The sequence below is a fragment of the Ensifer sp. NPDC090286 genome, assembly GCF_044769565.1.
Lineage (GTDB): Bacteria > Pseudomonadota > Alphaproteobacteria > Rhizobiales > Rhizobiaceae > Ensifer.
Genome location: NZ_JBIVYF010000011.1, coordinates 59,160 through 81,664 on the forward strand (window position 1 = coordinate 59,160; position 22,505 = coordinate 81,664).

Consider the following 22,505-nt stretch of genomic DNA (forward strand, 5'->3'; position numbering starts at 1 on the left):
ATGGCTGAGGATCGCATCCTTGTTGCAACCGACGGGTCTGTCCAGGCGCACGCTGCCGTGGCGATGGCAGTCAGGGTCGCCAGGTCGATTGGCGCTTCCCTGACCGTTCTCCACGTGGTCGCACCGCTCGCCTCAGGCGCGCCGGGAGGCCCTCCAGGCATCGCGCGCGTCTTTCCGGTCGGCACCATGATCCCTGGAATGCAGAAACCAACGGAGATTTTGCGGCGGCCGGGCGACGGCATCGACCGGGACACCTTGATTGCCGGTGAGCAGATCGTGGAGGAAGCTGCCAGCGAGGCACGACGCTCGGGCGTTCAGAACGTCGGTGCGCGCGTGGAGGCAGGAAACTGTGCCGAAACCATTGTCGAGACCGCAAGGGAGATCGACGCCAGCATGATTGTCGTTGGAAGCCGCGGTCTCGGCGGGCTGGCAGGCCTGTTTCTGGGGAGCGTCTCGGAGAAGGTTGCAAATCACGCGCATTGCTCCGTCCTCATCGCACGTTGAAATCTGCGAGGCGACAGACGGGCCGTGTTGACAGATGAACCATGTGAACCGGAACTGCCGTGAGTGAAGGAAACGAGCCTTGCGCGAGCAACTGGCATTTGCGTTTGAATGGCAGGAAGGAGCATTGCCGAAAAGCGCACTCCTTGCGGTGAATTGCGCCTTTCTTCTCGCGGGAGCGGGTGCCTGGTTCGCGGGCCGCCACGATTTGAGCGAATGGCTCTGGGGAGCGGGAACGGCCCTCACCCTTGTAAGCCTTGCCACGCAGATTGGATCGAGCCTCTTTCGAGGAGAATTCGGCTTGGATTTGATCGCTGCTCTCGCCATGGGTGGCGCCCTGATCCTTGGAGAATATCTTGCCGGAATCGTCATTGCGATGATGTTTGCGGGTGGGGAGGCGCTTGAGGACTTTGCCCAACGACGAGCACGCCACGAATTGACGGCGCTGCTTCAGCGCCTTCCCCGTACGGCGGCCTGCTTCACAGGCGCCGAGTTCGAAGAGATCGCGATCGAGAAAATCCAGGTTGGGGACCGCATTCTTGTGCGAAGCGGCGAGATGTTGCCTGTCGATGGTCGCTTGAAAGAAGGCGCGGCGATGCTGGACGAATCGGCTCTCACTGGCGAAGCCCTGCCTATCCTCCATCGATCGGGCGAGGACCTGATGAGCGGATCGATCAACCCTGGCAACCCGTTTGAGATGCTTGCGACGCGTACTGCAAACGAGAGCACCTATGCGGGCATTGCAAGGTTGGTCGAGGCCGCGAAGACGGCCAAGGCGCCCATGTCCCGCCTTGCGGACCGATACGCGCTCGGTTTTCTGGCGGTGACGCTGCTTCTCGCCGCAGCGGCCTGGCTGCAATCGGGGCAAGCGGCAAGGGCGCTTGCCGTCTTGGTGATTGCGACCCCCTGCCCTCTCATTCTCGCAGTTCCCGTCGCGCTCATATCGGGTGTCTCGCGCTGCGCAAGCAGGGGGATCCTGGTGAAAGGTGGCGGCGCACTCGAAATGCTTGCTCGCGCGAAAACCGTCATGCTCGATAAGACTGGTACTCTGACAGACGGCAGAGCACGACTGTTGGAGATAAAGGTCCGCGGCGACCGTGACCCGAAAGATGTCCTGCAGATGGCCGCCTCGATCGATCAGGGTTCCCGCCATGTCGTCGCATGCGCCCTTGTCGCTGCTGCGCGCGAGCGTGGACTTTTCCTCCTGCCGACGTCTGATCTCAGTGAGTTGCCGGGCTCGGGCATCACAGGTCGCGTCAACGGTCGGCAGATCGCGGTCGGTGGATGGGACTTCATCGTTCCACGGATCGACACCGACGATTTTTCGAACGAGATCGAAATCTGGATCAGGAGGGAAGGGACAATCGCGATCGCCGTCGTCGAAGATGGCGTTCTTGCCGGCGCGTTTCTCCTCGCCGATGAAGTCCGGCCGGAAGCGGGTACGGTTCTCAGACAGTTGCGTGAAGCCGGTATCCAGCGAATTGTGCTGGCCACCGGCGACCGGGCCGACATTGCCGAAAGCCTCGCCTCATTTCTCGGCATTGACAGCATCGTTGCCGAAATGAAGCCGGAAGGCAAAACCCGGCTGGTGGAGCGCGAGAAGGCGAGCGCGGCCGTCATGATGGTGGGCGATGGCGTGAACGATGCGCCGGCCCTCGCCGCTGCCGATGTCGGTGTCGCGATGGGCGCCCGCGGGGCCGCGGCCTCGGCGGAGGCGGCCGACGTCGTCATCCTGGTTGACAGGCTGGATCGCCTGGTGAGCGCCATGCATATCGCCCAGCGATCCAGGCGCATTGCCCTCCAGACCGTCTACGCGGGAATGGGCCTGTCGGTTGTCGGTATGGTCTTTGCCGCCTTTGGCTATCTGGCGCCCATCCAGGGGGCACTGGTTCAAGAAGCGATCGACGTCGTTGCCATTCTCAACGCACTTCGCGCCCTAGGCAATCCGCTGCGTATCGGAGATGAGAAGAAGCAACTTTCACAGCAAGAATTGGCTGACCTTGAGGCCGAACACCGCAATCTGATGGCCGTGGTCGACGAGATACGCCACACCAGCGAACGGATAAAGCATCTGCCCTTAGCGGAAGTCTCTGAGAGATTGGCTGAGTTGGATGCACTGCTGCGCGAGCGGCTTCTCCCACACGAACGCCACGACGATCGCGTCTTGTATCCGCTTCTGCGCCGGCGGCTCGGCGCAACGCATGCTCTGGCCGGAATGAGCCGGACCCACATGGAGATCCGGCGCCAGGTCCATCACCTTACGTCCCTTCGCCAGGCAATCGCTTTTGCGAAACCAAACCGCGAGCAGCTTTATGAGATCCAGCGCCTGCTCCATGGGCTTGAGGCGGTCGTGCGGCTGCACTTTGCCCAGGAGGAGGAAATCTACCGAGCGCTCGAAGCGGATTAGGGTAAGGCTGAGGCGCCTGTCGTTTGAAGGCGCACGCAATTACGACCGACGATCTGCTGGCTCGGTTATTTGAGTTCAGGCGCGCACCTGCTGCCAACCGAACATGACCACATCCTGGCGGACGCGAGAGAAGAAGCCTTGACCAAGACGATAGCTATCGTCGATTTGCGGCTTTCTGGGCCAAGGTTGACCCGGAGCGTGTGACCCACGTCCCGCATTTGCCCGTCGCTTGCGGGTGTCGTCGTGGCCGGTAGGCCGGCCGCAACGCTCATATTGCGAGGCTTTACACTGGTTGCCGATGGTGCTGGCGGCCTGGTACTGAAGGAAAGCAAATGCGCCGGCGGATCGGCACAAACCAATGAAAGTTCGACACGGTAATCGACGGGCCTTCCCCGGGAGTACCGATTACTGTCTGATGAGGGCGCTTTTGATCTCGCTCAATCTCCGGTCGAGCGTGTTGTGCCCAGCCTGCATGATATCGATGTCGAACAAGTGACCCACGATTGCCAGTTCTTTCATAAGGTCACCTATGATGAGATCGATACGCCTTGGAGATCCCGCTATTTCCGACGAAGAGTTCCTTTGCTCGGATGTCTGCTCCAGTGCCCCATTGAGCTCGAGGGCAGCGGCCAGAAACCGCTTCTGGCATTCACGAGGGTCGGTTATGGATGCCGTGCCAGTACTGGCCGCGGCGAGCCGAACGGCCTTGTTCTGAAATTCGCTCATGGTTCCCTCTCCGATAGATAGCCCAAAGTCGTGGCAGTGAAACTCAGTTGACTTCGATTTCGGCGGCGTCTGCTGATCACGTGTAAGGCCGGCGCCCGCCGCCGTCGATGCGAACGGCAGGCTTGTATGGCAAACCACTGCGACGGACTGGATTGATTTCGCAACAGCTGTGAACGTCCCCTGGCGGCAGGAGGGTTTCGTAAACACTCCCAAATTCCACGCGTGCCGCCGGTCGAACAAGTGGGAAGCCGGGCGATTGACAAAGCCTTCTCGTCCTCGTCCTGTGTGCGATGACCGTGATCTCCTCCCTTGTGCTGCACCAGCGACCAAAGTTGTTTGCGACGAGGTCCTGTGTCACGATATTCTTTCCACGAGGCACAAGGGGCTGCGCAACTGACGAAAACCACTGGCACACCCGATCGCACGATCTACGGGCCGGCGCCTTGACACGGATCAAATACTCCACTCTGGCGGAGCATTATTCAGCGGCATGCTGCCGGCGCCCTTTGCGCTGATTGCCAGGCTTTCTAGAGGTCGCACTCTGTCTTCGGCTTGGCGGCGCGTTCGCGATCAACTTCGTCTTCGAACGCTCGCTTCTTTTGTGCGACGAATTGCCGATAGCCTTCCGGATCGATCCAAACTCCGGGTCCTACCCGCGCGACTGAAACTCGATCACTGTAGGTAAGCCTGTTGGCACAGGTCCAACCTAACCTTGATCGGATCAGTCCCATAAGCGATGCCGTCATTTGTAATATTGAGAACGTCACCACTCTTGGTGTCGTACGGCTTCCAATCTGGCAGACCGTCGCCATTGGGATCGCCTGTCTTGACGAAATTCACCCAGTAGTTGCTCACCATCTCGGCAGTCTTCAGATCGGCCGGTGTGGCCTTGTCCCCCAAGAGGTGCGAGATCACATTGAAGGCGTAGGCGACCTCGGCGGCATGGATCGCCCCAGGGACTTTCTCGCGCATGACTTCCGCGACATAGCCGAAGCGGTAGAAATAGGCTTTCTGGCCAGCCTCCGTCATCGCCTCAGCCAGATATCGGGATGGTTCGACCATCCCACAATCCGCCGGAATGTCTTGCAGGAGCGCCCTTACGTCGACATCGCCGTCGGGATCGTAGACCCGTCTTGCCTCGTTGGCCAACACGCCGAACCGGGCGAAGAGGGCGTTCTTCGTCAGGCCGGGGGTGACGCCGAGATCGGCGTCGTTGGCTCCTGCGATAACCGGAACCATCGTCTGGCGCTTGTTCCGCAATGCCGTTTCAGCCGATTCCAGGATCATTCGTCCATCGATCATTGATGAGCTGAGACCCGGTATCTGGGTCCCACCGAAGCCCGCCATCGCGTAGCTCAGAACTCCCTCAGAAAACGTCTTGGCGGGAAGTGCGCGGAGCTGTCTCAGAACTGAGGCATCGTCTCCGGTCAGGCCCAACGTCTTTGCGTACTCGATCGAGCTCCCTTCGGCTACTTCCAGCGGCTTTACGGGACCCGGGTAGGCTCTCGCGGTCATCAAACCTGGGGATTCGACGATTGCGGCTCTGAACAAGCCCTTGGACAATGGTGAGATCAGATGCGCAATGACGCTGCCGCCGCCCGCCGACTCGCCTGCGATGGTGACTTTTGTCGGGTCGCCCCCAAAGGCAGCGATGTTACGTTGGACCCATTTCAGTGCGGCAAGTTGGTCCATGTATCCGTAGTTGCCGTAGACGTCGTCAGGAGCCTCGGCTGCTACACCCGGATGCGCGAAAAAGCCGAGTCTGCCCAGCCGGTAGTTGCTTGTGACCACGATCACACCCTGCGCGGCCAATCCTTCGCCTGGATAGACTGTCGCCCCACCCTTTGTGAGGCCTCCGCCATATATCCAGAAAAAGACTGGGAGCTGCTTATCTTCAGCATTGGCTGGAACCCAAACGTTGAGATAAAGACAGTCTTCAGAGACGTTTTCAGCGGCTCCCGCGCCTGTGCTCGCTTCCTGTGGCTGGATGCAGTCGGCACTGAGCGTATTGGCTTTGAGCGTTTGCCCCCATGGGGTCACCGGCTGCGGCACACGCCATCTCAGATCGCCAAGAGGGGGCATCGCGAATGGGATGCCTTTGAAGCTGACAATGCCATCGGTTTCGACGCCCTGAACCTTCCCGGAATCGATCGTGACCGTATCAGCCGTTTCCGCTCCAGCGCCGATCGGTGCGGCGATCAAGAGCGCCATCAACAAGGATGACATTGAACCTTCGCGCGAAAGCACAGCGACCTCCACTGGTTGACTCCGCCGACGCTGAATATACTAGCGGATACCACCGGTGCGCTACTGCAAGGCAGTGCCAAGACGGATTGGAATCCGGTCATCGTGCTGATATGTTCTCTTTTTGTTTTCACATTTCCGCTGCCTGCACCACCATGAACGACACGACCGCAATACCCATGAGAAAGATCATCCACGTTGACATGGATGCCTTCTACGCGTCGGTCGAACAGCGCGATAATCCGGAGCTGAGGGGCAAGCCACTTGCGGTTGGTGGATCCGCCGCCCGCGGCGTGGTCGCCGCGGCAAGCTACGAGGCACGCAAGTTCGGCGTTCATTCAGCGATGCCGTCGATTACCGCCAAACGCAAATGCCCCGATCTGATCTTCGTGCCGCCGCGCTTTGACGTCTACAAAGCCGTTTCGCAGCAGATTAGAGAGATCTTCGCCGAATACACACCTCTGATCGAACCGCTATCGCTCGACGAAGCCTATCTGGACGTCACAGAAAACCTGATGGGTATGGAAATCGCCACTGAGATTGCGCTTCAGATCCGCGCGAAGATCAAGCAAGCGACTGGGCTCAATGCGTCGGCCGGCATCTCCTACAACAAGTTTCTTGCGAAAATGGCGAGCGATCTCAACAAGCCCAACGGCCAGGCGGTCATCACGCCGAAAAATGGTCCAGCGTTTGTCGCGGGACTTCCCGTGAAGAAGTTCCATGGCGTCGGACCTGCGACAGCCGAAAGAATGCATCGGCTCGGTATTAAGACCGGTTCGGACCTGAAAGCGAAGCCGCTGGAATTTCTCAGCCAGCACTTCGGCAAATCCGGCCCTTATTTCCATAGTATCGCCCGAGGCATCGACGAGAGGAAAGTGCGTCCCGATCGCATCCGCAAATCCGTGGGCGCCGAAGATACGTTCACGGACGACATTACCGATCTTGACCTGGCGATCGCGGAATTGGGGCCATTGGCGGACAAGGTCTGGCGCTATTGCGACGCGCAGGGGATAAGCGGCAAGACGGTTACGGTGAAGATCAAATATTCGGATTTTACCCAGGCGACCCGCAGCCGGACAAGCACGCTAGCGATCACAGGTGTTCCGGAAATCATCGAGACGGCCTCAGTCTTGCTTGCGACAGTTTACCCGTTTCGCCGATCGGTCAGGCTGCTCGGCGTCACGCTCTCGTCTCTCACCAACGATCAGAGCGGCGACTGCGAGGAACAACGGCAGCTCGACCTAAATTTATGATCCGACAACAGCAAGGAAAGCAGGCGACCGTCATCGATACCTCCCCACCCAGAATCCGTGTCATTGATCTCGAGACCGGTGGAAACGGCCCAAACGACGTCTGCGAGATCGGCTGGCAGGACGTCGTCCAACGGGAGGACGGTAAATGGGCGCTCAGCGACGAGCGCGGTGCGGTGCTGGTCAATCCGGGACGGCCAATCTCCCCCGATACCATGGCCGTTCACCACATCCGGGATGCTGACGTTGCCGGCGCTCCGTTCTGGAAGGAGATCGCCGCCAGCATTCTTCGCCCGCAGGGGCGGATCGACGCGCTCGCTGCGCACCGGGCTGCGTTCGAGAAGCGCTACTGCAAGGCGAGGTACACGGGCGGCACGCCTTGGATCTGCACCTGGAAATCTGCGCTTCGTGTTTGGCCGGAGCTGCCGCGCTTCTCCAACCAGATTCTGCGCTATCAGCGTATGCCCGAAGGGCTCGTCCACGAAATCGGTCTACCCGCGCACCGGGCCATGCCGGACGCATATGTTACGGCGCACCATCTTCGGGATCTCTTGAACGAAACATCGCTGGACCAGTTGCTGATCTGGAGCAACGAACCGGGTTTGCTCCCGCGTGTTCCATCCGGTCCCAACCGCGGAAAGGGATGGGATCGTCTCAGCGATGACGCGCTACGGGAGTTTGCGCGCGACCGCGATGGCGATATTCGCTTCAGTGCGCAGAGCGAACTCGATCGTCGAGGTGCGAACGGCTCGCAGACCGTCGTCGAGCCGGTGCAAAAGTCGCTCCTCTGATGTGGTCATCGCGTGGAAAATACCGCGACGAACCGGACCTTCGATATCTTGTCCGTGGACGTCTCGTGAAGAAGCAATCCCATGCTCGATGAGGCCCCACGCGCGCACGTGGTGAAGGAATTGATGGCGGTCAGGTGCGCAGATCGGCGACGCAGAAAGCGTGTCGATGATGCCAAGGTCGCGCTCGGTGAACAGGGGCCGGCCTGGTGGGGCGATGGTGCTCAGGATTTCAACCGGCGCCTCGTCAAGAACACTCCCTATGCAGGTTGGTTTGCAGCCTTGCACGAAGCGCCAACGCATTAGTTCTGCCGCAGCGACTCGTTTGCATGGCCACCGCGCTGGCGAATCCTACAACTGTGTGCCGGAAGACGATGCGATTAGGATCGGCCTTCTGATCTGAGCGCGGGACTGATGGCAGAAAACCGGACTTCAATTCCTGCCATCGACACTCGCAGACTGTCGCTGGCTTTGAGAACGCTGCGGGCTGCCAAGCATCGCGAAGATCTTTATCGCGTGCTGGGCGAACTTTGCGTTCGATACGGCGTTGCTCACATGACATTCCTCGTGGTCTCTAGCGGGGACGGTTCGAGTTCGTACCCCTACTACTGCACGACATACCCGGAAAGCTGGACCGCAACCTATGTCGATCAGCGCTACTTCGACATGGATCCGGTCATTGACGTCATGCGGTGGGGTTTCCTTCCGGTAGATTGGTCTTCCCTCGATTGGCGCTCAGCCGGGCGCGTGCGCTTCTTTCGCGAAGCGCGCGCGCACGGGGTTGGCGCCCGAGGTTTGACGATCCCCATCCGAGCACCGAACGGAGAGCGCTGCCTTTTTTCCGTGACCTCGAAGCTTCCCAGAGGGGAATGGTCGTCGCTACGCGCTTCAAGCCTTCATGAGCTACAGATCCTGTCCCACCATCTGCACGAGACGGTGTTTCACGCCATCGGCTTTCGAAAGCCAAACCGCACCCGCAAACTGTCGAGGCGGGAGACACAGTGCCTGCAGTTGCTTGCAAGAGGGCGGATTTCAAAACAGATCGCGGCGGATCTGGGGATCTCGGAAAACGCCGTTCGGTTGTATCTTCGTTCCGCCCGGCTCAAGCTTGGTGCCATCACGAGCCATCACGCTGTTGCAAGGGCAAGCTATCGGGAGTTGATCAGCGTCTGACCCGTCCCGCCCCGCTCGGGCTTCGATTCGTCCCTCCCCCAAAGAATAGCCTACCGATTTCGATAGATTGGCTGGTGCCACGGCTGGCTTCACCATCAACGACCAGAAATTCACCAGCGGCGGCAGCGCGATCACAAGCAAAAAACTGCGCCCGCCGCTATCTCGGGAGATGGCAAAGGTGGATGGCCCAACGATTGAACACTGGCGCAGGGCTCCCCGGCTTACATCGTTTGCGGAATTCTTCGAAAAAACCGCCAGCGGTGAGACCGGAGCTCCAGACCTTGCTGAACCGAAACTTGATATGAGCCTGCTCGACTTCGATCTGGAGGCAGCGGTCTTTTCGGATACGCATCGCCGCCTCTGGGGACGTTTCGATCACCACTACTTCGCCAGTATCCCCTACAGACTGGAGGAGGAAGGCCGACTGGGTTCTGCGATCCTCGCCTTTGCCCTGAGAACCTGGGCACGGGGTCTTTCGCCGGCGACAATCTACACGCTTGGAACGGGCACCGGCTGCCTTGCACGCACGCTTGCCGCCCTTGGCAATGGTCGTATCAAAGCGCTTTGTTGCAGCCCGACGGCCGCCAACAGGGTGGCATTCGAGGAAAACCGTGGAAGCGAACACGCTCAGTTTTTCCATGGGCCGTTCTTCGAGCTCACCGGCGAGAGATACGCGACGGATCCGGATCTCCTTTCATTTCGGGACGGATTTGACCTTCTCTTGGAGGATACCACGTTCCAGATGTACGATCGCGACCGCGTCAAGCAGCTGGAATTCATTGTTCCCCGCATCCGCCCCGGCGGTATCCTCGTCCAGGTGCAGAAGCTCGCGCATGAGGAACTCGAAATCTACGAACAGCGAGAGCGCCAAAAGGACGAAGTCTTCAAATCCCGCTTCTTTTCGCTTGGCGACATCTCCAGCAAGAAGGACCAGGTCCTGAACACGATGACCGGCCTTCAGGTCGATTTGGCGACGACCATTGCTGCTCTCAGGACGTTTTTTCGCTACTCGGTGCTGACCTGGAACAGCGGGAATTTCTACACCATCGTATCGTCCAATTCGCGGGCCGCCCTGTTGGAACTTGTCTCGTTGATGGTGAAACCGGCAATCCCTCCGGGCTACTGTTACGAGCGGCTGCCTTTCGCAATCGTCGATACTGACGTCGAGCCCTTGGCTCCTGATCTCGCCTGGCGCTGTGCCAACACCATGGTGCCGTTTGCGCCAAAGCGCCTGGGCTCCTGAAATGACCCCACCCTTTGCAGACGGTAAGCATTGCGCCGCAGCCGACGTGCGGCGCGCATTGTCAGAGTTGATGCCGCATCTCGTCCCCTACTGGGAGCGTCCGCTGAAGGACTACGCGGCGCAAGCTTACGGTGTTGGTGAAATCCAGGCTGAAAGCTCCGTGCGCCAACATGCTTTGGAGCTGCTTGGCAGATGCATCGAACGGGCGGCGCTGAGATCCGGCCATAGTGCCGAGGACGGTCGAAACGCCCGCCGGCAATTGATGACGGCGCCCGTCCTTCAGACAGGCCCGCATTGCCTGTTGTTGACCGAACCGGATGCTTTCTACACCCATATGTTCAGCCTCATTGGGCTCAACAATCATCGGCGTCAGTGGCACATCACGTACCACGCCTCGACCGTCAGTTTTGCTGAAAGAGCAAAGAAAGGTCCCGGCTGGCTCTGGTTGGAAGGTGAGCCGCTCAACCTCTTCGGACTGCCTCGGAGCCGAATGGATTCGTTCTGCGTCTGCGGCTCTACCGGTTCCTATCGGTTCGCTCTGACGAACGCCCGAGGAGAATCGGCCCCGAACAGCTCTGCGGCGCATCTCCTCGGCGAACTTCCGACCGATGAATTTGCTTCCGCGGCAGACGCGATCCGAGCAGCCAATCAGGTGCTTTGGCGCCGAAAACTCCCCTCCTCTATCAAGCTGCTTCAGCTTGATGATTTTGATATCGCTGATCTGATTGCGGACCACCTTGAGGATGCCGGATCGTGGATGTCGGTTGGGCTTGTCGGAAACGAAAAGGTCGCCGAGAGCATGCTGACTGCAATGGACCGGATCGACACGGGCCCCTGGAAGGGGTGGCTCCGTCGAACGACGGACTTCTTCTGGGGAATGGAAAGAGGCAGGATCGTTCCGCTGCGCCTCGACCACAGCATGCTCAAAGCCAAGAACGCGTCGAACTTCGACATCGAGTTCCGGCCGGAAACGATCGCAGCGGCGCTTCGGCAGCGTAAGTTGATGCCGAACCTTTATCTGGTCTTCCTGGTGGCCTCCATCTTGCCGGGAGTGCGGGTTCTCGGCGGGTGTCGCCAGGTCATCTACTATCCCCTTATGCGTTACCTTGCAGCAGTTGGACTTAAGCGGTCGAACGAGATGGAAGCTTTGCGCGAGTTGCAGCGAGGCGATCGACCCGGAATTTGGGGCCACCGTGTGTTGAAACCCGATACTGGGGATCCATTCGTTGAGATCGAGCTTTTGAGAGGCGCCACGACACCCCTTCCCCGTTACGCCGAGATGCCCCTTGTACAATCGTCCGGGGATCTGGACAGCTTCACCCGAGATCAAGCCTGGACCGATCTCTCACACCAAATGGCGGCGGGGCTTATCAGCGCCGGATCCAGCGAGTGGCAGTGGTCGGGGTTGTGATGCGCGGGTATCGCCAGGCTGCGCGATAAAGATGCACCCTCGGGAGGTCGATATGGCGACTGTCGTCGCAGTGATCACACGTCTGTCGGGCAAGGACGTGGACGTGTTTCGGCGCATTCGCCTGGAGGCGCTCTCCCATGAGCCGTTTGCCTATGCGAGTGTGTTTGCTGATTGGGTTCATCTCACCGACCGTCAGTGGCGCCAACATCTGAAACAGCCGGTGTTTGCTGCCTTTCTTGGTGGTCAACCCGTCGGCATGATGGGCCTCCGGTTGGAACGTGCCAGGAAAATGGTGCATCGCGCCAAGCTCGTCAGCGTCTATGTCCGCAAGGGCGAACGCCGGACAGGCGTTGCCGGCGATCTATTGCATGCTGTGACCGAGCACGCGCTCGCCCGAGGAATCCTCCAGCTTGAGCTCGCCGTGAATGCGGAAAACACAGCCGCGATAGACTTTTACGCGCGTCATGGCTTCATGGCGGTCGGTCGCATTCCAGACGGGTTCCTCGGTCACGACAGCAGACACGATGAATTGATCATGGTCCGACGCCTGGCGCCTCCGTACGGTCCCGGAAAACTTTTGGGCAAAACCGTACCGGAAACGCAGAAACAGACCTTCCCCCCTGCCCCTTCCCCCCAGTAGTTTTTCTTGGAGATTTCCCCGCGCCCATCGAGCCATTTGGGTGCGTCACTCGCCCCGCCTCAATGGCGGGGCTTCTTTCTTAGCCGCCGCAGGGCCTGCAAAACATGGCTCGTGACCTGATGCGGTTTTGTTTTTCGGATCGCAATGTCTAAAACGACTGGATTTATTGCCGAACTTGTTAGAGCTGCCAACGAGGTGGAGAAGCTAGAACCTTACGAAGTAAGCCGGCTCTTCGATCGATCGATCGACACGATCCGCGACCTGCGAGCGCAGGCCGGCCTTGCAGGCGACAGACGAGCAACGGATGTCGTGATCGATTTGGGGATAGCATCTGCGCGCGTGAGAGATTTATCGCTCGAGGAGATCAGAGATACGCTGATCGATGCCGCAAGCATCATTCGGGCATTGCGCATGCTCGTCGTCGAGGGCGGCTCAGGGTATCCAAGGCCATAGAACGAGCGTTCGACCGGGCGAAAAATCGCTACGGCGAAGTCGTAGCCCCATTTGAGTAAGCGCCTAACCATTGCTCCCCGATTTCAGTCGTGCTGGTATCCGCTCTCAATCGAGGGAGCGTTATGTTTAGCGATGAGATCGACGTCGAGTGCCCCGAGTGCGGCCACGAAAACGGGACACCGGTCGACCGAGTGAGGGACGACGAGCACCTCCCCTGTGAAAGGTGCGGCAGTGCCATCGTGCTGGGCAGACAAAAGCATTTGCTCATCATCGAGCACGTGACTAAAAACATCACGAAACTCAGGCGCTCGCTCGCCAAGTTCAGGCAATCTTCTCCCGCTACCCGTCGGGGGCCCCGCGGAAAGTCGTAGATGGGACTGCGTCCCTTAGCGCTTCAAAGGTTCCTCCGTACCAAGAAAGCCGTTGAGATGGCGCAGTACAAGGATCGCAAGGGCCTCTATCACACAAGGGCGCCCATCTTTGACCAGGAATTCAAAGCCGGAGACGCCGTCGGCATGAACGGCGGCATTTACCGCTGCGTTGCCTGTGGTCATGAAATCGTTGTGCGAGACGAAGATGTTTTGCCTGGCTTCAACGAGCACGAAAACCATAGTCCTGGTGACGTCGAGCGCTGGCGTCTCCTCGTCTTCGCTCAGCCCATCTACAGGGATTGGCACCAAATCGACGACTGGGAGAGCGAGGAGTGGGAGGATCAAACGACCGGCATCGCTGGAGATCAAACCCGTCATGACCGGTGCAAACGGGCGATCGGCCCTGTGCTGTCGGCCCTGATGGAAGATGCGGGCCATCAGGGTTGGTCGGAGGTCGAAATCGCCGCCGCGATCCTCGATCTGACCGATATCAGGGCCATGGCGGACGGGAAATTTGATGATGTCGAGGCCCTGCTCACCAGGATCAAACGCCAGGCGTCGCCCGGCGATCAATGAAATTTGGGCTTGTCGCCAAAAGGCGAGCGATAATCGGCTCTAGCCGCCGCCGGCGCTCCTCAAGCGGCACCGACCGCAGGTCTTGACCGTCGAGATAGAGCAGGTCGAAGACATAGGAAATGCTCTCGCCGGCGTCGTGCAGGCTAGGCTTCTTTCCGACGGCGCGCTGTAAATGTCCAAAGTCGGATCGGCCCTGTTCGTCGAGAACAACCGCTTCGCCTTCTAATGATGGTCGCATGCCCTAGCCGGCATAACCGCCGCGGGTGACTACCCTCACCTCGCCTGGCTCAACGTGGACCGCAAGACGGTAACCGTCCCACACCTCGAACGCCCATTCCGGCCCCTTCGGCGGCTTGTCGACGAGGGTCGGGACGCAAGGCTCGATGCGCCGGGGGATCGGATCGGCCGGCGCAGCTGACAGTGCCTTCTTCGCTGTCCCGCATCAACGCACGGAACCGCGAGAAAGTCGCAAGCGTTTTAGCGAAAGCTTGAGGATAGCTTAATGCGCTCTATTGCGGATCCAAGGAGGTCCGTCATGGCAAAGCACCCAAGATACGTATCGCCGAAACGGACGGGCTTGTACCCCGATCGAGATCTGGACTGCCAGATGGCAATGGAAGATGTTTTCCAATCGGTGGCCGAGTATGGCGAGGCCGCCGGCTGGACCGAGCGCGAGGTCGCCGACGCGCTGATTGAACTGGCGCATAACCGGTGGTTCATGCTGGATGCCAAGGAGAAGATGTTCGAGGAAGCGGCCGGCGCCATCATTCGGAAGGGCAAGACCTCCCCTCTCCACTGAGCTACTCAGTCTTCACCTTCCGAATGCACCAATCCCCACGCCCCGATCATCTCAGTCATCTCGCACGCGGTGTCTAACCCTCGTTCCGCGCCGCCGGCACGGCCTTGAAAGGTTCGCGGGGTCGAGCCGGAGCAGTGCCAGCTGTCGGCCCGCCAGTCTCTTTCCGGATTCGGCAGATGTATCCAACGCTGTCAAACCCGAGCCAATCAAGATCGGTCGACGGGTCGTTGCCGTCCAGTTCAATGCCGCGCCTGCAACCTACTCTCATGGCCCCTTAGTCGCCTTTCGGGGCCATTTATTTTGCCATCAATAAATTAGCAAGCAATCAAGGAACAAGGTCTCTATCGGTGAGTTGATACTCCGAGAAGGAGTTTCCTTGGTTTTTATACGACCGGAATTCGATTGCCGGGGCGGCGGAGGTGCTGACGTTTCAGGGCTGATCGCTTCGATCAAATTCGCCCTCGCGTCCGAAGCACCCTTCGATACGCAAAATCTCTGCTTCAGAGTGCTCGGAAGATCCATCGTCATAGAGGGGCAGGTCGGCCACTGTAGCGGTGACGATTTTGTCCGCCGCATTGCTGAGGATATTGCCGGCGCGGACCGGGTCCTAGTGCGCGTCGGCTGTCCTCGCAGCAAAGGACTCTCGGCGACGGGCCATACCACAAGCAAGGAGAGCCGTGATGTCTAGGGCGATAGCTTCTCAAATATTCTGACAGCACACGGACGAGAGCCGACCGATTTCCCCCTTTGACGAATCCGAGGATGAAGACGACGAGACCGAGGAAACAGATCTCCGCGTTATCTTTGATGCATCCGTGATGACCTCGACGACGGCCTCCCGACCAGCCCCTGACGCCTTGGTAGATTGCAGCTTAGGTTCATCGCCTCAACGGGGACTAGGCATGACCGAAGATAATCGACAGCAAATGGACGCCAGCGAAATTCGGGCATTCGTTGCCGACGCGATTGCAGCAGGTTGCGATATTTGCGCCGTTGGGCACGAAAACTATGTGATTGACGAGGTGGAGCAGCAGGCGAGCGCCAAGAAAGAACCCGGCCGAATAGGAGAGAGGTACGGCAACCAGGATCCACTTAGCTTGCAGATTGTCGCCTATCTTGGTCGATCGGCCGCTACATTGAACTGCCCTCCGAAAAACTCGCCACTGAGCGCCTGAAAAAGCGAGCCTCTACCGATCCGGTAGAGGCTCAAGGCATGCTATAAGCGCCATCAGGGTCGTCTAACTGAGGACGCTGCTCTTACAAGGCTATAGATTAAGGCGCAGGGCGCAATTCGCCCAAAGGGAGTGTCCTTCTCCTCCTATTTGGTTAAGTCTTTAGAGACGCTCATCAATTTTCGCCCGACCGGTGACAGCCAAACCAGATGTCAGGGCGCTCATCCACAATGTGAGGCGGTCTGCGATCCCTTGGCCACACACTCCTTGACGATTGGGGCGTTGACTCTGCCAGCGAGCGAGAACATAATAGGAACATTCCACGGCGATGCGGCCGCCAACCTGAAAACTTACGTATGAACAACTTCGGTTCGTTGCCGAAGAGGAGAAGCTATGTCCGCCCCTCACCGAAAGATTGAGACTGAAGACAACATCGAGATAGTGGACGAGGCTGCCGCAGCCGTTGCGTGGCACGACGGTGACAAGGACGCCACGATCCGCACCTTGCTGGATGACTGCAAGCACCTTCGCCGACAGATGGCCTTGGCAGAAGGCTCGATGAGTGTGGGCTTTGCTCGGGGATGGCGGCCCAGCTTAGAGCGACCGAAGGATGATCAATCGTGAGCGATGATCCGTCCGCCACGAAGAAAAAGCTCGAGGGGCCGTGGGTGCATCACTGAGAGCATCCCAGTTGCAAAAGTGGGTCGGCCTCGGTTTTGCTAACGGCAAAGGCCCTTCCGCCTGGTTTTGCTTCGAACACCGCCGCCGGCTGGGTTACCATCGAAACAGGACTGAAAACCGCCGGTCGCGAGCCGAGACGCTCGTTCTTTCAATGCGGCACAAAACAAATCGGTATTTTTCTTCTCTGGGAGATGACCTGTGCCCAATCACGATCAACTCGATCAAGCCATCTATATCCATCTCACGACGACACCGGCGCCGGCAAAGCGCGCACTGGCGGGCACAGGGCAATCTCGCAAGCGCGAGAGACCGAGTGCGCATCGGATCGCGACGACGATCGTCAAGGCCATCCGCAAGAACCATCGGATCGAGCGACATGGGGTCACGGTGCCGGAAAGCGAAATAATAGACCTGTTGGCCGAAGAACTCTGGAACGTGCCCGAGGCAATTGCGAAGCATCTCGTGGGCGTTGATGCAACCAAGAGGGACGATGCCAAGCAGGTGATTACGTCCGCGCTGCTGTCCGCACTGACAACCAGGTACGAATGCACGTTCGTCAGGTCGGGAGGAGCCTCGGGACTGGGCCCTCAAACGCAACAATGAGCTAATGCAGTGCCGGAACAGAACGGACTGACCCGACAGCAGCGCATGCATACCTTATCGAAGGCCGAGGAAACGGGCCAAATTGTCAAGATCGACTGCATGTACTGTCGGATTGCACACCGCTATCGATGTCGAGACCTGTTGAAGCTATGCGGAGACGTGGCGATAGATGAGATCGCGCCGAACTTCCGTTGCGAGAAATGCGGTAACAAAGACTATCTAAGGGCGATTTTCGAGTTGCCCTGGGGCCATGACATTGGGAAGCTCCGCATCCGCAAGCTTGTTCGGGTGAAGGTTGTGCGCAAGCCGGTGTGGAAAGACGATGTCCTTTGAGGGAGAAGACGCGTGTGCAACCTCTATAATCTGACGACCAACCAGCAGGCGATCCGAGATTTTGTTGCCATTACCCACGATCTGGCCGGCAACCTGCAGCCGTCGATCGACGTCTATCCCGACCAATATGCCCCGATCGTTCGCAACAACGAGGATCGCCGCGAACTCGCGCTGGCGCGCTGGGGAATGCCCTCATCGAGCCAAGCGCTGTTTGAGGCGGCCAAGAAGCGTGCTGACAAGCTGAGGGCAAAGGGAAAGGACGTCGACTTTGACGAGCTCCTGAAAATGGAGCCGGACGGTGGCACCACCAACGTTCGCAATACATCGAGCAAGCATTGGAAGCGCTGGCTTGCCGTCCAGAACCGGTGCGTCGTTCCCCTCACCCGCTTCGCTGAACCGGATCCGGCAAGCAAAGTGGAGGGCGGGCGTACGCCAAACGCGTGGTTCGCCAGCAGCGCGGATGAGCCGTTGATGTTTTTCGCGGGTATTTGGCTCAAGGACTGGACAAGCGTTCGCAAGATCAAGGAAGGAATCGTTACCCTCGACCTGTTTGCCTTCCTCACGACGGAGCCTAACAGCCTCGTCAAAGCCATCCACCCAAAAGCCATGCCTGTGATCCTGTCGTCTAAAGACGAGGTAGAGACCTGGCTTAAAGCGCCTTGGGAGGATGCCCGCACGCTGCAGCGTCCGTTGGCTGACGGTATGCTTAAGATTGTCGACGTGGCGGATCAGCCGAAGCAGATTGCTGCACCCGAGGCGCTGCTGCTGTGATGAAGTGGATCGTAGGTCTCGCAGCAGTGCTTTTCTGCTGTGATGCGGCTATTGCCCAGGAGCCAGTTATCGGCCGCGCCTCGGTCATCGACGGGGACACAATCGAAATCTCAGGCGCCCGCATACGGTTGAATGGCATCGACTCGCCGGAGAGTTGGCAGATATGCCAGGATGGCGTTGGGGGCGATTACCGGTGCGGGAGGGTGGCCGCTCTTGCGCTCGACCGGTTTCTGGCTGCTTCAAGACCTGCCCGCTGCGAGATTGTTGACCGCGATAGGTACCAACGCTTGGTCGGTGTCTGCTTCCGTGCCGACGGCCTAAAGGTCAATGAGTGGCTCGTTGCGAATGGATTCGCGGTCGACTGGACGCGCTACAGTGCGGGCGCCTACGCCTCTGTTCAGGAGCGCGCGCGGAAACGAAAGCTTGGCATCTGGCAGGGTGAGTTTCAGCAACCTTGCGAAGCTCGGGGGCAGCGTACGAAGCAGACCTCTGCATGTTGAATCAATGGATGCTGCGCAGCGTCGCGGCAGCTATAATGGAGGCGATAATAAAAAGGCCCCCTCTTGCCTAAGCAAGAAGAGACCAGGCGTCTGAGCGTTCGACTTCACAGACCGTGCATTGATGACAGAGGCTGGGAAAAATAAAAGTCCTCTCACACGATTGTGCACGTAAGTTGTTGGGCCAGAGCGTGCCACCTTATGAGGGCTGACCTCAGCGACTATCCTTGAAACGAACACCCACGCCACCGCCGTTTCCAGTGATGAATTCAATCCCGGCGGCTTCCAATGCAAGCCGGATAGCTCTCATATTCGCACTCGTAAGAGATGTAATTCCATCCTCGACTTCAGCACGGCTTACGGTTGCGACGCCGATACCGGCCGCTTTCGAAAGTTCTTTCGCACTCCAGCGGAGCAAAGCACGAGCCGCACGGATCTGTGCGCCGGTGATTTCATTGGCATCATGTGATTTCGAATTGATCAAGCCGGACTCGTGTGCTACCTAGACGATACTTGAGACTCAGTCCGCCTCGAATGGTGGCATCAAGGGAACTGACGGCTACATCCGGTGCGCGAACACCGAATGCAGCCTGACCACAACCAAGCTGTAGGGAGCTCGGATCATGGCTGATTCCGACAATAGCAGAACTTTGCCCACGGTCACGCGAGGAGACTTTCATTCCTCGGTGTCGGCGCGTTTACCCACATATCCGCAGGTTGCAGCCCATGGGGATTCAGGGTTTGAACGGTGCACCGAGGATCAGGCGGTCGCAGCCTGGCAAAATTGGCGTGCCGCATGGGACCGTCTGAGCGAATCAACCCACTATCAGCAACAGCTCGAAACCTCATTGTTTTCAGGCAAGCTTTCGTCGGCAGGTGAGCGTGATGGGCGCCGCGTCTACGACGATGCCCTTGAGGACGAGGACCGCGCAGCGCTGGCGGAGGAACTGGCCGCCCAAGCCTTATGGCTGACGCCGGCGCCGTCAATCGCTGGTGTTGCGGCCAAACTCGACGCGATCGTGAGACGTAACCAGCCTTCGCCCGATAGCTCCGACGAACCATGGCCGCAGATTCGTACCGTCTTGGCTGATCTGCGGAAAATCGACACGTCAGCTGATCCCTCGCCGCGCCTCAGCGGCTGAACTTGTTCGCCGCATCGTAAGCGGCCCGCTGGCACCCCGCCCCGGGGCCCAAACAATCCACGAATGACCCCGCGCCGAAGCCCCTTCGGCGCGAGCCTCTGACTCTGTCAAAAACAACAAGGAACCGCACATGAAACTGGGAAGACTTTTTCGTAAGCGCCTGTTGCCGGCGTTTCTCCTGTCCGTGTCGCTCGGCGCATCGTTGGCCGCGACGCCGGCCCTGGCTCAGGAACAGGGTGAGTTGCGCATCGCCACCTCCTACAAGCTGATGACGCTCGATCCGCATTACGCCAACCTCAACGAGAACACCTCACTGCTCTCGCATATCTATGAGCGACTGGTGTATCAGGACGAGGGTCTCGAGCTGAAGCCCGGCCTTGCCAGTTCGTGGCGCGCACTTTCCTCCACGCATTGGGAGTTCAAGCTCCGCGACGGCGTGCGCTTCCATGACGGTTCAGTTTTTGACGCAGAGGACGTCGTTTATTCGATCGCGCGCATCCGGGATTTCCTGAAGCCCCCAAGCGGCGGCTTTCGTTCGTCTGTCAGCGGCATCAAGGCGGTTTCTGCACCCGATCCGCTGACGGTGGTCATCGAGACCAATGTTGCGGCGCCGACCCTGCCGCTCACCTTCTCCTCGATCTTCATAATGAACAAGCCGGCGGACGGTTTTGAGACCACCGAAGCGCTCAATTCCGGCGCCGCGCCCAATGGCACCGGACCTTACAAGTTTGCGAGCTGGAGTTCCGGCGAGAACCTGAGGCTTGTTCGCAACGACGCCTACTGGGGCGGCAAGCCTGCTTGGCTGAAGGTTACGTTCCGAGTGATCGAGAGCCCGGCCGCCCGGGTGGCGGGCTTAAGCACCGGTGAGGTCGACGTCGCCGACGCTATTCCCGCCCGTGATGTCGACGGTCTGAAGCAGCGCGGCGCCTGGATTGCCAGCGTCGGTGCCGCCCGCATCAACTTCGTCCAGTTCGATGTGGCCCGCGACACCCTTCCCGGAGTAACCGACAAATCGGGAGAACCGATCGCCAACCCGTTCAAGAACCCGCAGGTCCGGCGTGCGCTGGCGCTTGCCACCGACCGCGGCATTCTCGCCGACAAGATCCTTGCCGGTTATGGCACCGCCGCCTCACAGGTGTTTCCGACCGGCCTGCCCGGCACGTCGGCCAAGCTTCTGCCGGAGGCGCCAGACTTTGAGCAGGCCAAGGCGCTGCTCGCCAAGGCCGGATACCCTGACGGATTCAATCTGGTTCTTGCCGGGCCGGCCGGGCGCTATCCCGGCGACGCCGAAAGCCTGCAGGCGATCGCCCAAAGTTGGGCCCGGATCGGTATCAACGCCCGGCCCTCGACAGCGCCGTTCTCGGTGTTCAACACCAAACGCGCTAGCGGCGACTACGCCGTCTGGTATGGCGGCACCTCCGGTGAGGCCGTCGACATCATCCTGCGCGCCTTGCTTGCTTCACCGAACAAGGACCGCGGAACCGGTGCGTTGAACTTCGGCAAGTATCAGAATGTCGCCTTCGACGAGATGCTGACCAGGGCCGAGAGCATTGCCGTCGGACCGGAACGCAATGCGGCATTGGCTTCGGCAACGGAGCTGGTGATGGCCGACCAGCCGATCATCCCGCTTTACCACTTCCACCACATCGTCGGTTACGGCCCGCGCATCGGCTCCTACGTCATGCATCCGCGCGGCTGGACGACGGCGATGCAGACGCTAGCTGCGACGGAGTAAGCGCTGATGGGCATGATCTCAGTTGTGTTCGGAAGGCTTTCACAAGCCTTCCTGCTGCTCATCGCCATGTCGCTGATCGGCTTTATCGGTATCCACAGCGTCGGCAATCCGGTCTTCAACGTCGTCAACATCGAAACTGCCACGCCCGAGGACATTCAAGCAGCCACCATCGCGCTCGGTCTCGACCAGCCGATCTGGCGCCAGTACCTGGTGTTCATCGGCAATGTCGTCAGCGGCAACTTCGGCACCTCCTACATCTACCACCAGCCGGCCTTCACCCTGGTGATGAGCAAACTGCCGGCGACACTTGAACTTGCCACGATCGCCATGCTGATCGCGGCCCCGCTTGGCACCGGGCTCGGACTTCTTGCCGGTCGGCGCGTCGGCACGCTGTTCGATCGGACCTTGCTCAACGGCAGCGTCTCGGCGCTGAGCATCCCCTCCTTCTGGCTGGCGATGATGCTGATCCTCGTCGGCGCCATCCTGACGGGCTGGTTCCCGTCCGGCGGCAGAGGGGCAACAGTGCGTGTTCTCGGTGAGGACTGGAGCTGGCTCACCCTCAACGGGCTCTGGCACCTCGTGCTGCCGGCGCTGGCGCTCGCCATTCCGAACATCGCGTTGATCGCGCGGCTGTCGCGCTCCGGCACGATCGAGGTCGAAAGCCAGGATTTTACCCGGTTTTGCCGCGCCAAGGGCCTGTCGTCGCAACGGATCCTGATGCGTCACACATTGCCGAACATCAGCGTGCCGATCGTGACGATCATCGGCCTGCAGTTCGGCGGCATGCTCGCCTTTGCCGTGGTGGTGGAATCGATCTTCTCCTGGCCGGGCGTCGGCAAGCTTCTGATCGACTCGATCCAGTTGCTCGATCGCCCAGTGGTGATGGCGACCCTCACCTTCATCGCCGTCGCCTTCGTCGGACTCAACGCCCTCGTCGATCTCTTCTACGCCGTGCTCGATCCGCGCGTGCGCCTGTCTTCTTGAAGGGG

The 22,505-nt window shown here is 59.4% G+C and carries 25 protein-coding genes; 21 read left to right on the forward strand and 4 right to left on the reverse strand.

What is annotated here, in order from left to right:
* Together ACIQUG_RS33270 and ACIQUG_RS33275 are read left to right on the forward strand one after the other, a co-directional pair.
* Complete coding sequence (locus tag ACIQUG_RS33270; protein WP_402326623.1) at positions 1-504, forward strand: universal stress protein; 504 nt, start codon at positions 1-3, stop codon at positions 502-504.
* A 79-nt stretch (positions 505-583) separates the two neighbouring features.
* Entirely contained in the window at positions 584-2,908 is a 2,325-nt protein-coding gene (locus ACIQUG_RS33275; RefSeq protein ID WP_402326625.1) for a heavy metal translocating P-type ATPase, read from the forward strand.
* A 405-nt stretch (positions 2,909-3,313) separates the two neighbouring features.
* Here ACIQUG_RS33275 and ACIQUG_RS33280 read toward each other — a convergent pair whose 3' ends face one another.
* Together ACIQUG_RS33280 and ACIQUG_RS33285 are read right to left on the reverse strand one after the other, a co-directional pair.
* Positions 3,314-3,634, reverse strand: coding sequence for a hypothetical protein (locus ACIQUG_RS33280; RefSeq protein WP_402326626.1), 321 nt, complete (start codon positions 3,632-3,634; stop codon positions 3,314-3,316).
* 672 nt (positions 3,635-4,306) lie between these two features.
* Positions 4,307-5,881, reverse strand: a complete 1,575-nt coding sequence (locus ACIQUG_RS33285; protein WP_402326627.1) for a carboxylesterase/lipase family protein — start codon at positions 5,879-5,881, stop codon at positions 4,307-4,309.
* A gap of 152 nt (positions 5,882-6,033) precedes the next feature.
* On the opposite strand from ACIQUG_RS33285, the gene dinB reads away from it, so the two are divergent.
* From dinB to ACIQUG_RS33330, 9 genes are all read left to right on the forward strand, one after another.
* On the forward strand, positions 6,034-7,131 hold the full coding sequence (gene dinB, locus ACIQUG_RS33290; RefSeq protein WP_402326628.1) for a DNA polymerase IV: 1,098 nt from the start codon (positions 6,034-6,036) through the stop codon (positions 7,129-7,131).
* Positions 7,128-7,919, forward strand: a complete 792-nt coding sequence (locus ACIQUG_RS33295) for an exonuclease domain-containing protein (RefSeq protein WP_402326630.1) — start codon at positions 7,128-7,130, stop codon at positions 7,917-7,919. Before dinB ends, ACIQUG_RS33295 begins: the two co-directional genes overlap by 4 nt.
* 81 nt (positions 7,920-8,000) lie before the next feature.
* Entirely contained in the window at positions 8,001-8,222 is a 222-nt protein-coding gene (locus ACIQUG_RS33300) for a hypothetical protein (RefSeq protein WP_402326632.1), read from the forward strand.
* A gap of 108 nt (positions 8,223-8,330) precedes the next feature.
* The gene (locus ACIQUG_RS33305) at positions 8,331-9,089 is read left to right on the forward strand and encodes an autoinducer binding domain-containing protein (RefSeq protein WP_402326633.1); all 759 of its coding nucleotides are present in this window, start codon (positions 8,331-8,333) and stop codon (positions 9,087-9,089) included.
* Between the two features lie 169 nt (positions 9,090-9,258).
* Positions 9,259-10,332: a class I SAM-dependent methyltransferase gene (locus tag ACIQUG_RS33310; RefSeq protein WP_402326680.1), complete on the forward strand. Its 1,074-nt coding sequence runs from the start codon at positions 9,259-9,261 to the stop codon at positions 10,330-10,332.
* A gap of 175 nt (positions 10,333-10,507) precedes the next feature.
* Positions 10,508-11,743 carry a hypothetical protein gene (locus tag ACIQUG_RS33315; RefSeq protein ID WP_402326681.1) on the forward strand — a complete coding sequence of 412 codons (1,236 nt, stop codon included), beginning with the start codon at positions 10,508-10,510 and terminating at the stop codon, positions 11,741-11,743.
* Between the two features lie 52 nt (positions 11,744-11,795).
* Positions 11,796-12,383, forward strand: coding sequence for a GNAT family N-acetyltransferase (locus ACIQUG_RS33320; RefSeq protein ID WP_402326635.1), 588 nt, complete (start codon positions 11,796-11,798; stop codon positions 12,381-12,383).
* A 144-nt stretch (positions 12,384-12,527) separates the two neighbouring features.
* Complete coding sequence (locus ACIQUG_RS33325; RefSeq protein WP_402326637.1) at positions 12,528-12,836, forward strand: hypothetical protein; 309 nt, start codon at positions 12,528-12,530, stop codon at positions 12,834-12,836.
* A gap of 428 nt (positions 12,837-13,264) precedes the next feature.
* Positions 13,265-13,783: a hypothetical protein gene (locus ACIQUG_RS33330; protein ID WP_402326638.1), complete on the forward strand. Its 519-nt coding sequence runs from the start codon at positions 13,265-13,267 to the stop codon at positions 13,781-13,783.
* On the opposite strand, the gene ACIQUG_RS33335 is transcribed toward ACIQUG_RS33330, so the two are convergent.
* Positions 13,752-14,021 carry a hypothetical protein gene (locus ACIQUG_RS33335; RefSeq protein ID WP_402326640.1) on the reverse strand — a complete coding sequence of 90 codons (270 nt, stop codon included), beginning with the start codon at positions 14,019-14,021 and terminating at the stop codon, positions 13,752-13,754. The genes ACIQUG_RS33330 and ACIQUG_RS33335 overlap by 32 nt on opposite strands.
* Before the next feature lie 297 nt (positions 14,022-14,318).
* Here ACIQUG_RS33335 and ACIQUG_RS33340 point away from each other — a divergent pair, with 297 nt between their 5' ends.
* From ACIQUG_RS33340 to ACIQUG_RS33370, 7 genes are all read left to right on the forward strand, one after another.
* The gene (locus ACIQUG_RS33340; RefSeq protein WP_402326642.1) at positions 14,319-14,582 is read left to right on the forward strand and encodes a hypothetical protein; all 264 of its coding nucleotides are present in this window, start codon (positions 14,319-14,321) and stop codon (positions 14,580-14,582) included.
* Positions 14,583-15,484: 902 nt separating this feature from the next.
* Positions 15,485-15,757 carry a hypothetical protein gene (locus ACIQUG_RS33345; RefSeq protein ID WP_402326644.1) on the forward strand — a complete coding sequence of 91 codons (273 nt, stop codon included), beginning with the start codon at positions 15,485-15,487 and terminating at the stop codon, positions 15,755-15,757.
* Positions 15,758-16,147: 390 nt separating this feature from the next.
* Complete coding sequence (locus ACIQUG_RS33350) at positions 16,148-16,378, forward strand: hypothetical protein (RefSeq protein WP_402326645.1); 231 nt, start codon at positions 16,148-16,150, stop codon at positions 16,376-16,378.
* Positions 16,379-16,633: 255 nt separating this feature from the next.
* Complete coding sequence (locus tag ACIQUG_RS33355; RefSeq protein ID WP_402326646.1) at positions 16,634-17,038, forward strand: hypothetical protein; 405 nt, start codon at positions 16,634-16,636, stop codon at positions 17,036-17,038.
* Between the two features lie 9 nt (positions 17,039-17,047).
* Positions 17,048-17,371: a hypothetical protein gene (locus ACIQUG_RS33360; protein ID WP_043617725.1), complete on the forward strand. Its 324-nt coding sequence runs from the start codon at positions 17,048-17,050 to the stop codon at positions 17,369-17,371.
* A 12-nt stretch (positions 17,372-17,383) separates the two neighbouring features.
* Positions 17,384-18,142, forward strand: a complete 759-nt coding sequence (locus ACIQUG_RS33365; protein WP_402326647.1) for an SOS response-associated peptidase — start codon at positions 17,384-17,386, stop codon at positions 18,140-18,142.
* Positions 18,142-18,642: a thermonuclease family protein gene (locus ACIQUG_RS33370; protein ID WP_402326649.1), complete on the forward strand. Its 501-nt coding sequence runs from the start codon at positions 18,142-18,144 to the stop codon at positions 18,640-18,642. Before ACIQUG_RS33365 ends, ACIQUG_RS33370 begins: the two co-directional genes overlap by 1 nt.
* Before the next feature lie 211 nt (positions 18,643-18,853).
* Here ACIQUG_RS33370 and ACIQUG_RS33375 read toward each other — a convergent pair whose 3' ends face one another.
* A complete protein-coding gene (locus tag ACIQUG_RS33375; protein ID WP_402326651.1) occupies positions 18,854-19,123 on the reverse strand; it encodes a helix-turn-helix domain-containing protein in 270 nt (89 codons plus the stop codon).
* Between the two features lie 139 nt (positions 19,124-19,262).
* Between ACIQUG_RS33375 and ACIQUG_RS33380 the strand changes: the two genes are divergently transcribed.
* The 3 genes from ACIQUG_RS33380 to ACIQUG_RS33390 all read left to right on the forward strand — a co-directional run bounded on the left by ACIQUG_RS33380 (position 19,263) and on the right by ACIQUG_RS33390 (position 22,500).
* Positions 19,263-19,781, forward strand: coding sequence for a hypothetical protein (locus tag ACIQUG_RS33380; RefSeq protein ID WP_402326652.1), 519 nt, complete (start codon positions 19,263-19,265; stop codon positions 19,779-19,781).
* Positions 19,782-19,911: 130 nt separating this feature from the next.
* A complete protein-coding gene (locus ACIQUG_RS33385) occupies positions 19,912-21,516 on the forward strand; it encodes an ABC transporter substrate-binding protein (RefSeq protein ID WP_402326654.1) in 1,605 nt (534 codons plus the stop codon).
* Positions 21,517-21,522: 6 nt separating this feature from the next.
* A complete protein-coding gene (locus tag ACIQUG_RS33390) occupies positions 21,523-22,500 on the forward strand; it encodes an ABC transporter permease (RefSeq protein WP_402326656.1) in 978 nt (325 codons plus the stop codon).
* Positions 22,501-22,505 lie beyond the last annotated feature (5 nt).

Bases quoted from the DNA above. Each gene is read 5' to 3' on its own strand.
- dinB (WP_402326628.1), top strand. From the start codon at position 6,034: ATGAACGACACGACCGCAATACCCATGAGAAAGATCATCCACGTTGAC.
- ACIQUG_RS33280 (WP_402326626.1), bottom strand. From the start codon at position 3,634: ATGAGCGAATTTCAGAACAAGGCCGTTCGGCTCGCCGCGGCCAGTACT.
- ACIQUG_RS33380 (WP_402326652.1), top strand. From the start codon at position 19,263: ATGGCTGATTCCGACAATAGCAGAACTTTGCCCACGGTCACGCGAGGA.
- ACIQUG_RS33270 (WP_402326623.1), top strand. From the start codon at position 1: ATGGCTGAGGATCGCATCCTTGTTGCAACCGACGGGTCTGTCCAGGCG.
- ACIQUG_RS33310 (WP_402326680.1), top strand. From the start codon at position 9,259: ATGGCAAAGGTGGATGGCCCAACGATTGAACACTGGCGCAGGGCTCCC.
- ACIQUG_RS33305 (WP_402326633.1), top strand. From the start codon at position 8,331: ATGGCAGAAAACCGGACTTCAATTCCTGCCATCGACACTCGCAGACTG.
- ACIQUG_RS33340 (WP_402326642.1), top strand. From the start codon at position 14,319: ATGGCAAAGCACCCAAGATACGTATCGCCGAAACGGACGGGCTTGTAC.
- ACIQUG_RS33390 (WP_402326656.1), top strand. From the start codon at position 21,523: ATGGGCATGATCTCAGTTGTGTTCGGAAGGCTTTCACAAGCCTTCCTG.
- ACIQUG_RS33295 (WP_402326630.1), top strand. From the start codon at position 7,128: ATGATCCGACAACAGCAAGGAAAGCAGGCGACCGTCATCGATACCTCC.
- ACIQUG_RS33335 (WP_402326640.1), bottom strand. From the start codon at position 14,021: ATGCGACCATCATTAGAAGGCGAAGCGGTTGTTCTCGACGAACAGGGC.
- ACIQUG_RS33345 (WP_402326644.1), top strand. From the start codon at position 15,485: ATGACCGAAGATAATCGACAGCAAATGGACGCCAGCGAAATTCGGGCA.
- ACIQUG_RS33330 (WP_402326638.1), top strand. From the start codon at position 13,265: ATGGCGCAGTACAAGGATCGCAAGGGCCTCTATCACACAAGGGCGCCC.
- ACIQUG_RS33300 (WP_402326632.1), top strand. From the start codon at position 8,001: ATGCTCGATGAGGCCCCACGCGCGCACGTGGTGAAGGAATTGATGGCG.
- ACIQUG_RS33350 (WP_402326645.1), top strand. From the start codon at position 16,148: ATGTCCGCCCCTCACCGAAAGATTGAGACTGAAGACAACATCGAGATA.
- ACIQUG_RS33325 (WP_402326637.1), top strand. From the start codon at position 12,528: ATGTCTAAAACGACTGGATTTATTGCCGAACTTGTTAGAGCTGCCAAC.
- ACIQUG_RS33385 (WP_402326654.1), top strand. From the start codon at position 19,912: ATGAAACTGGGAAGACTTTTTCGTAAGCGCCTGTTGCCGGCGTTTCTC.
- ACIQUG_RS33370 (WP_402326649.1), top strand. From the start codon at position 18,142: ATGAAGTGGATCGTAGGTCTCGCAGCAGTGCTTTTCTGCTGTGATGCG.
- ACIQUG_RS33320 (WP_402326635.1), top strand. From the start codon at position 11,796: ATGGCGACTGTCGTCGCAGTGATCACACGTCTGTCGGGCAAGGACGTG.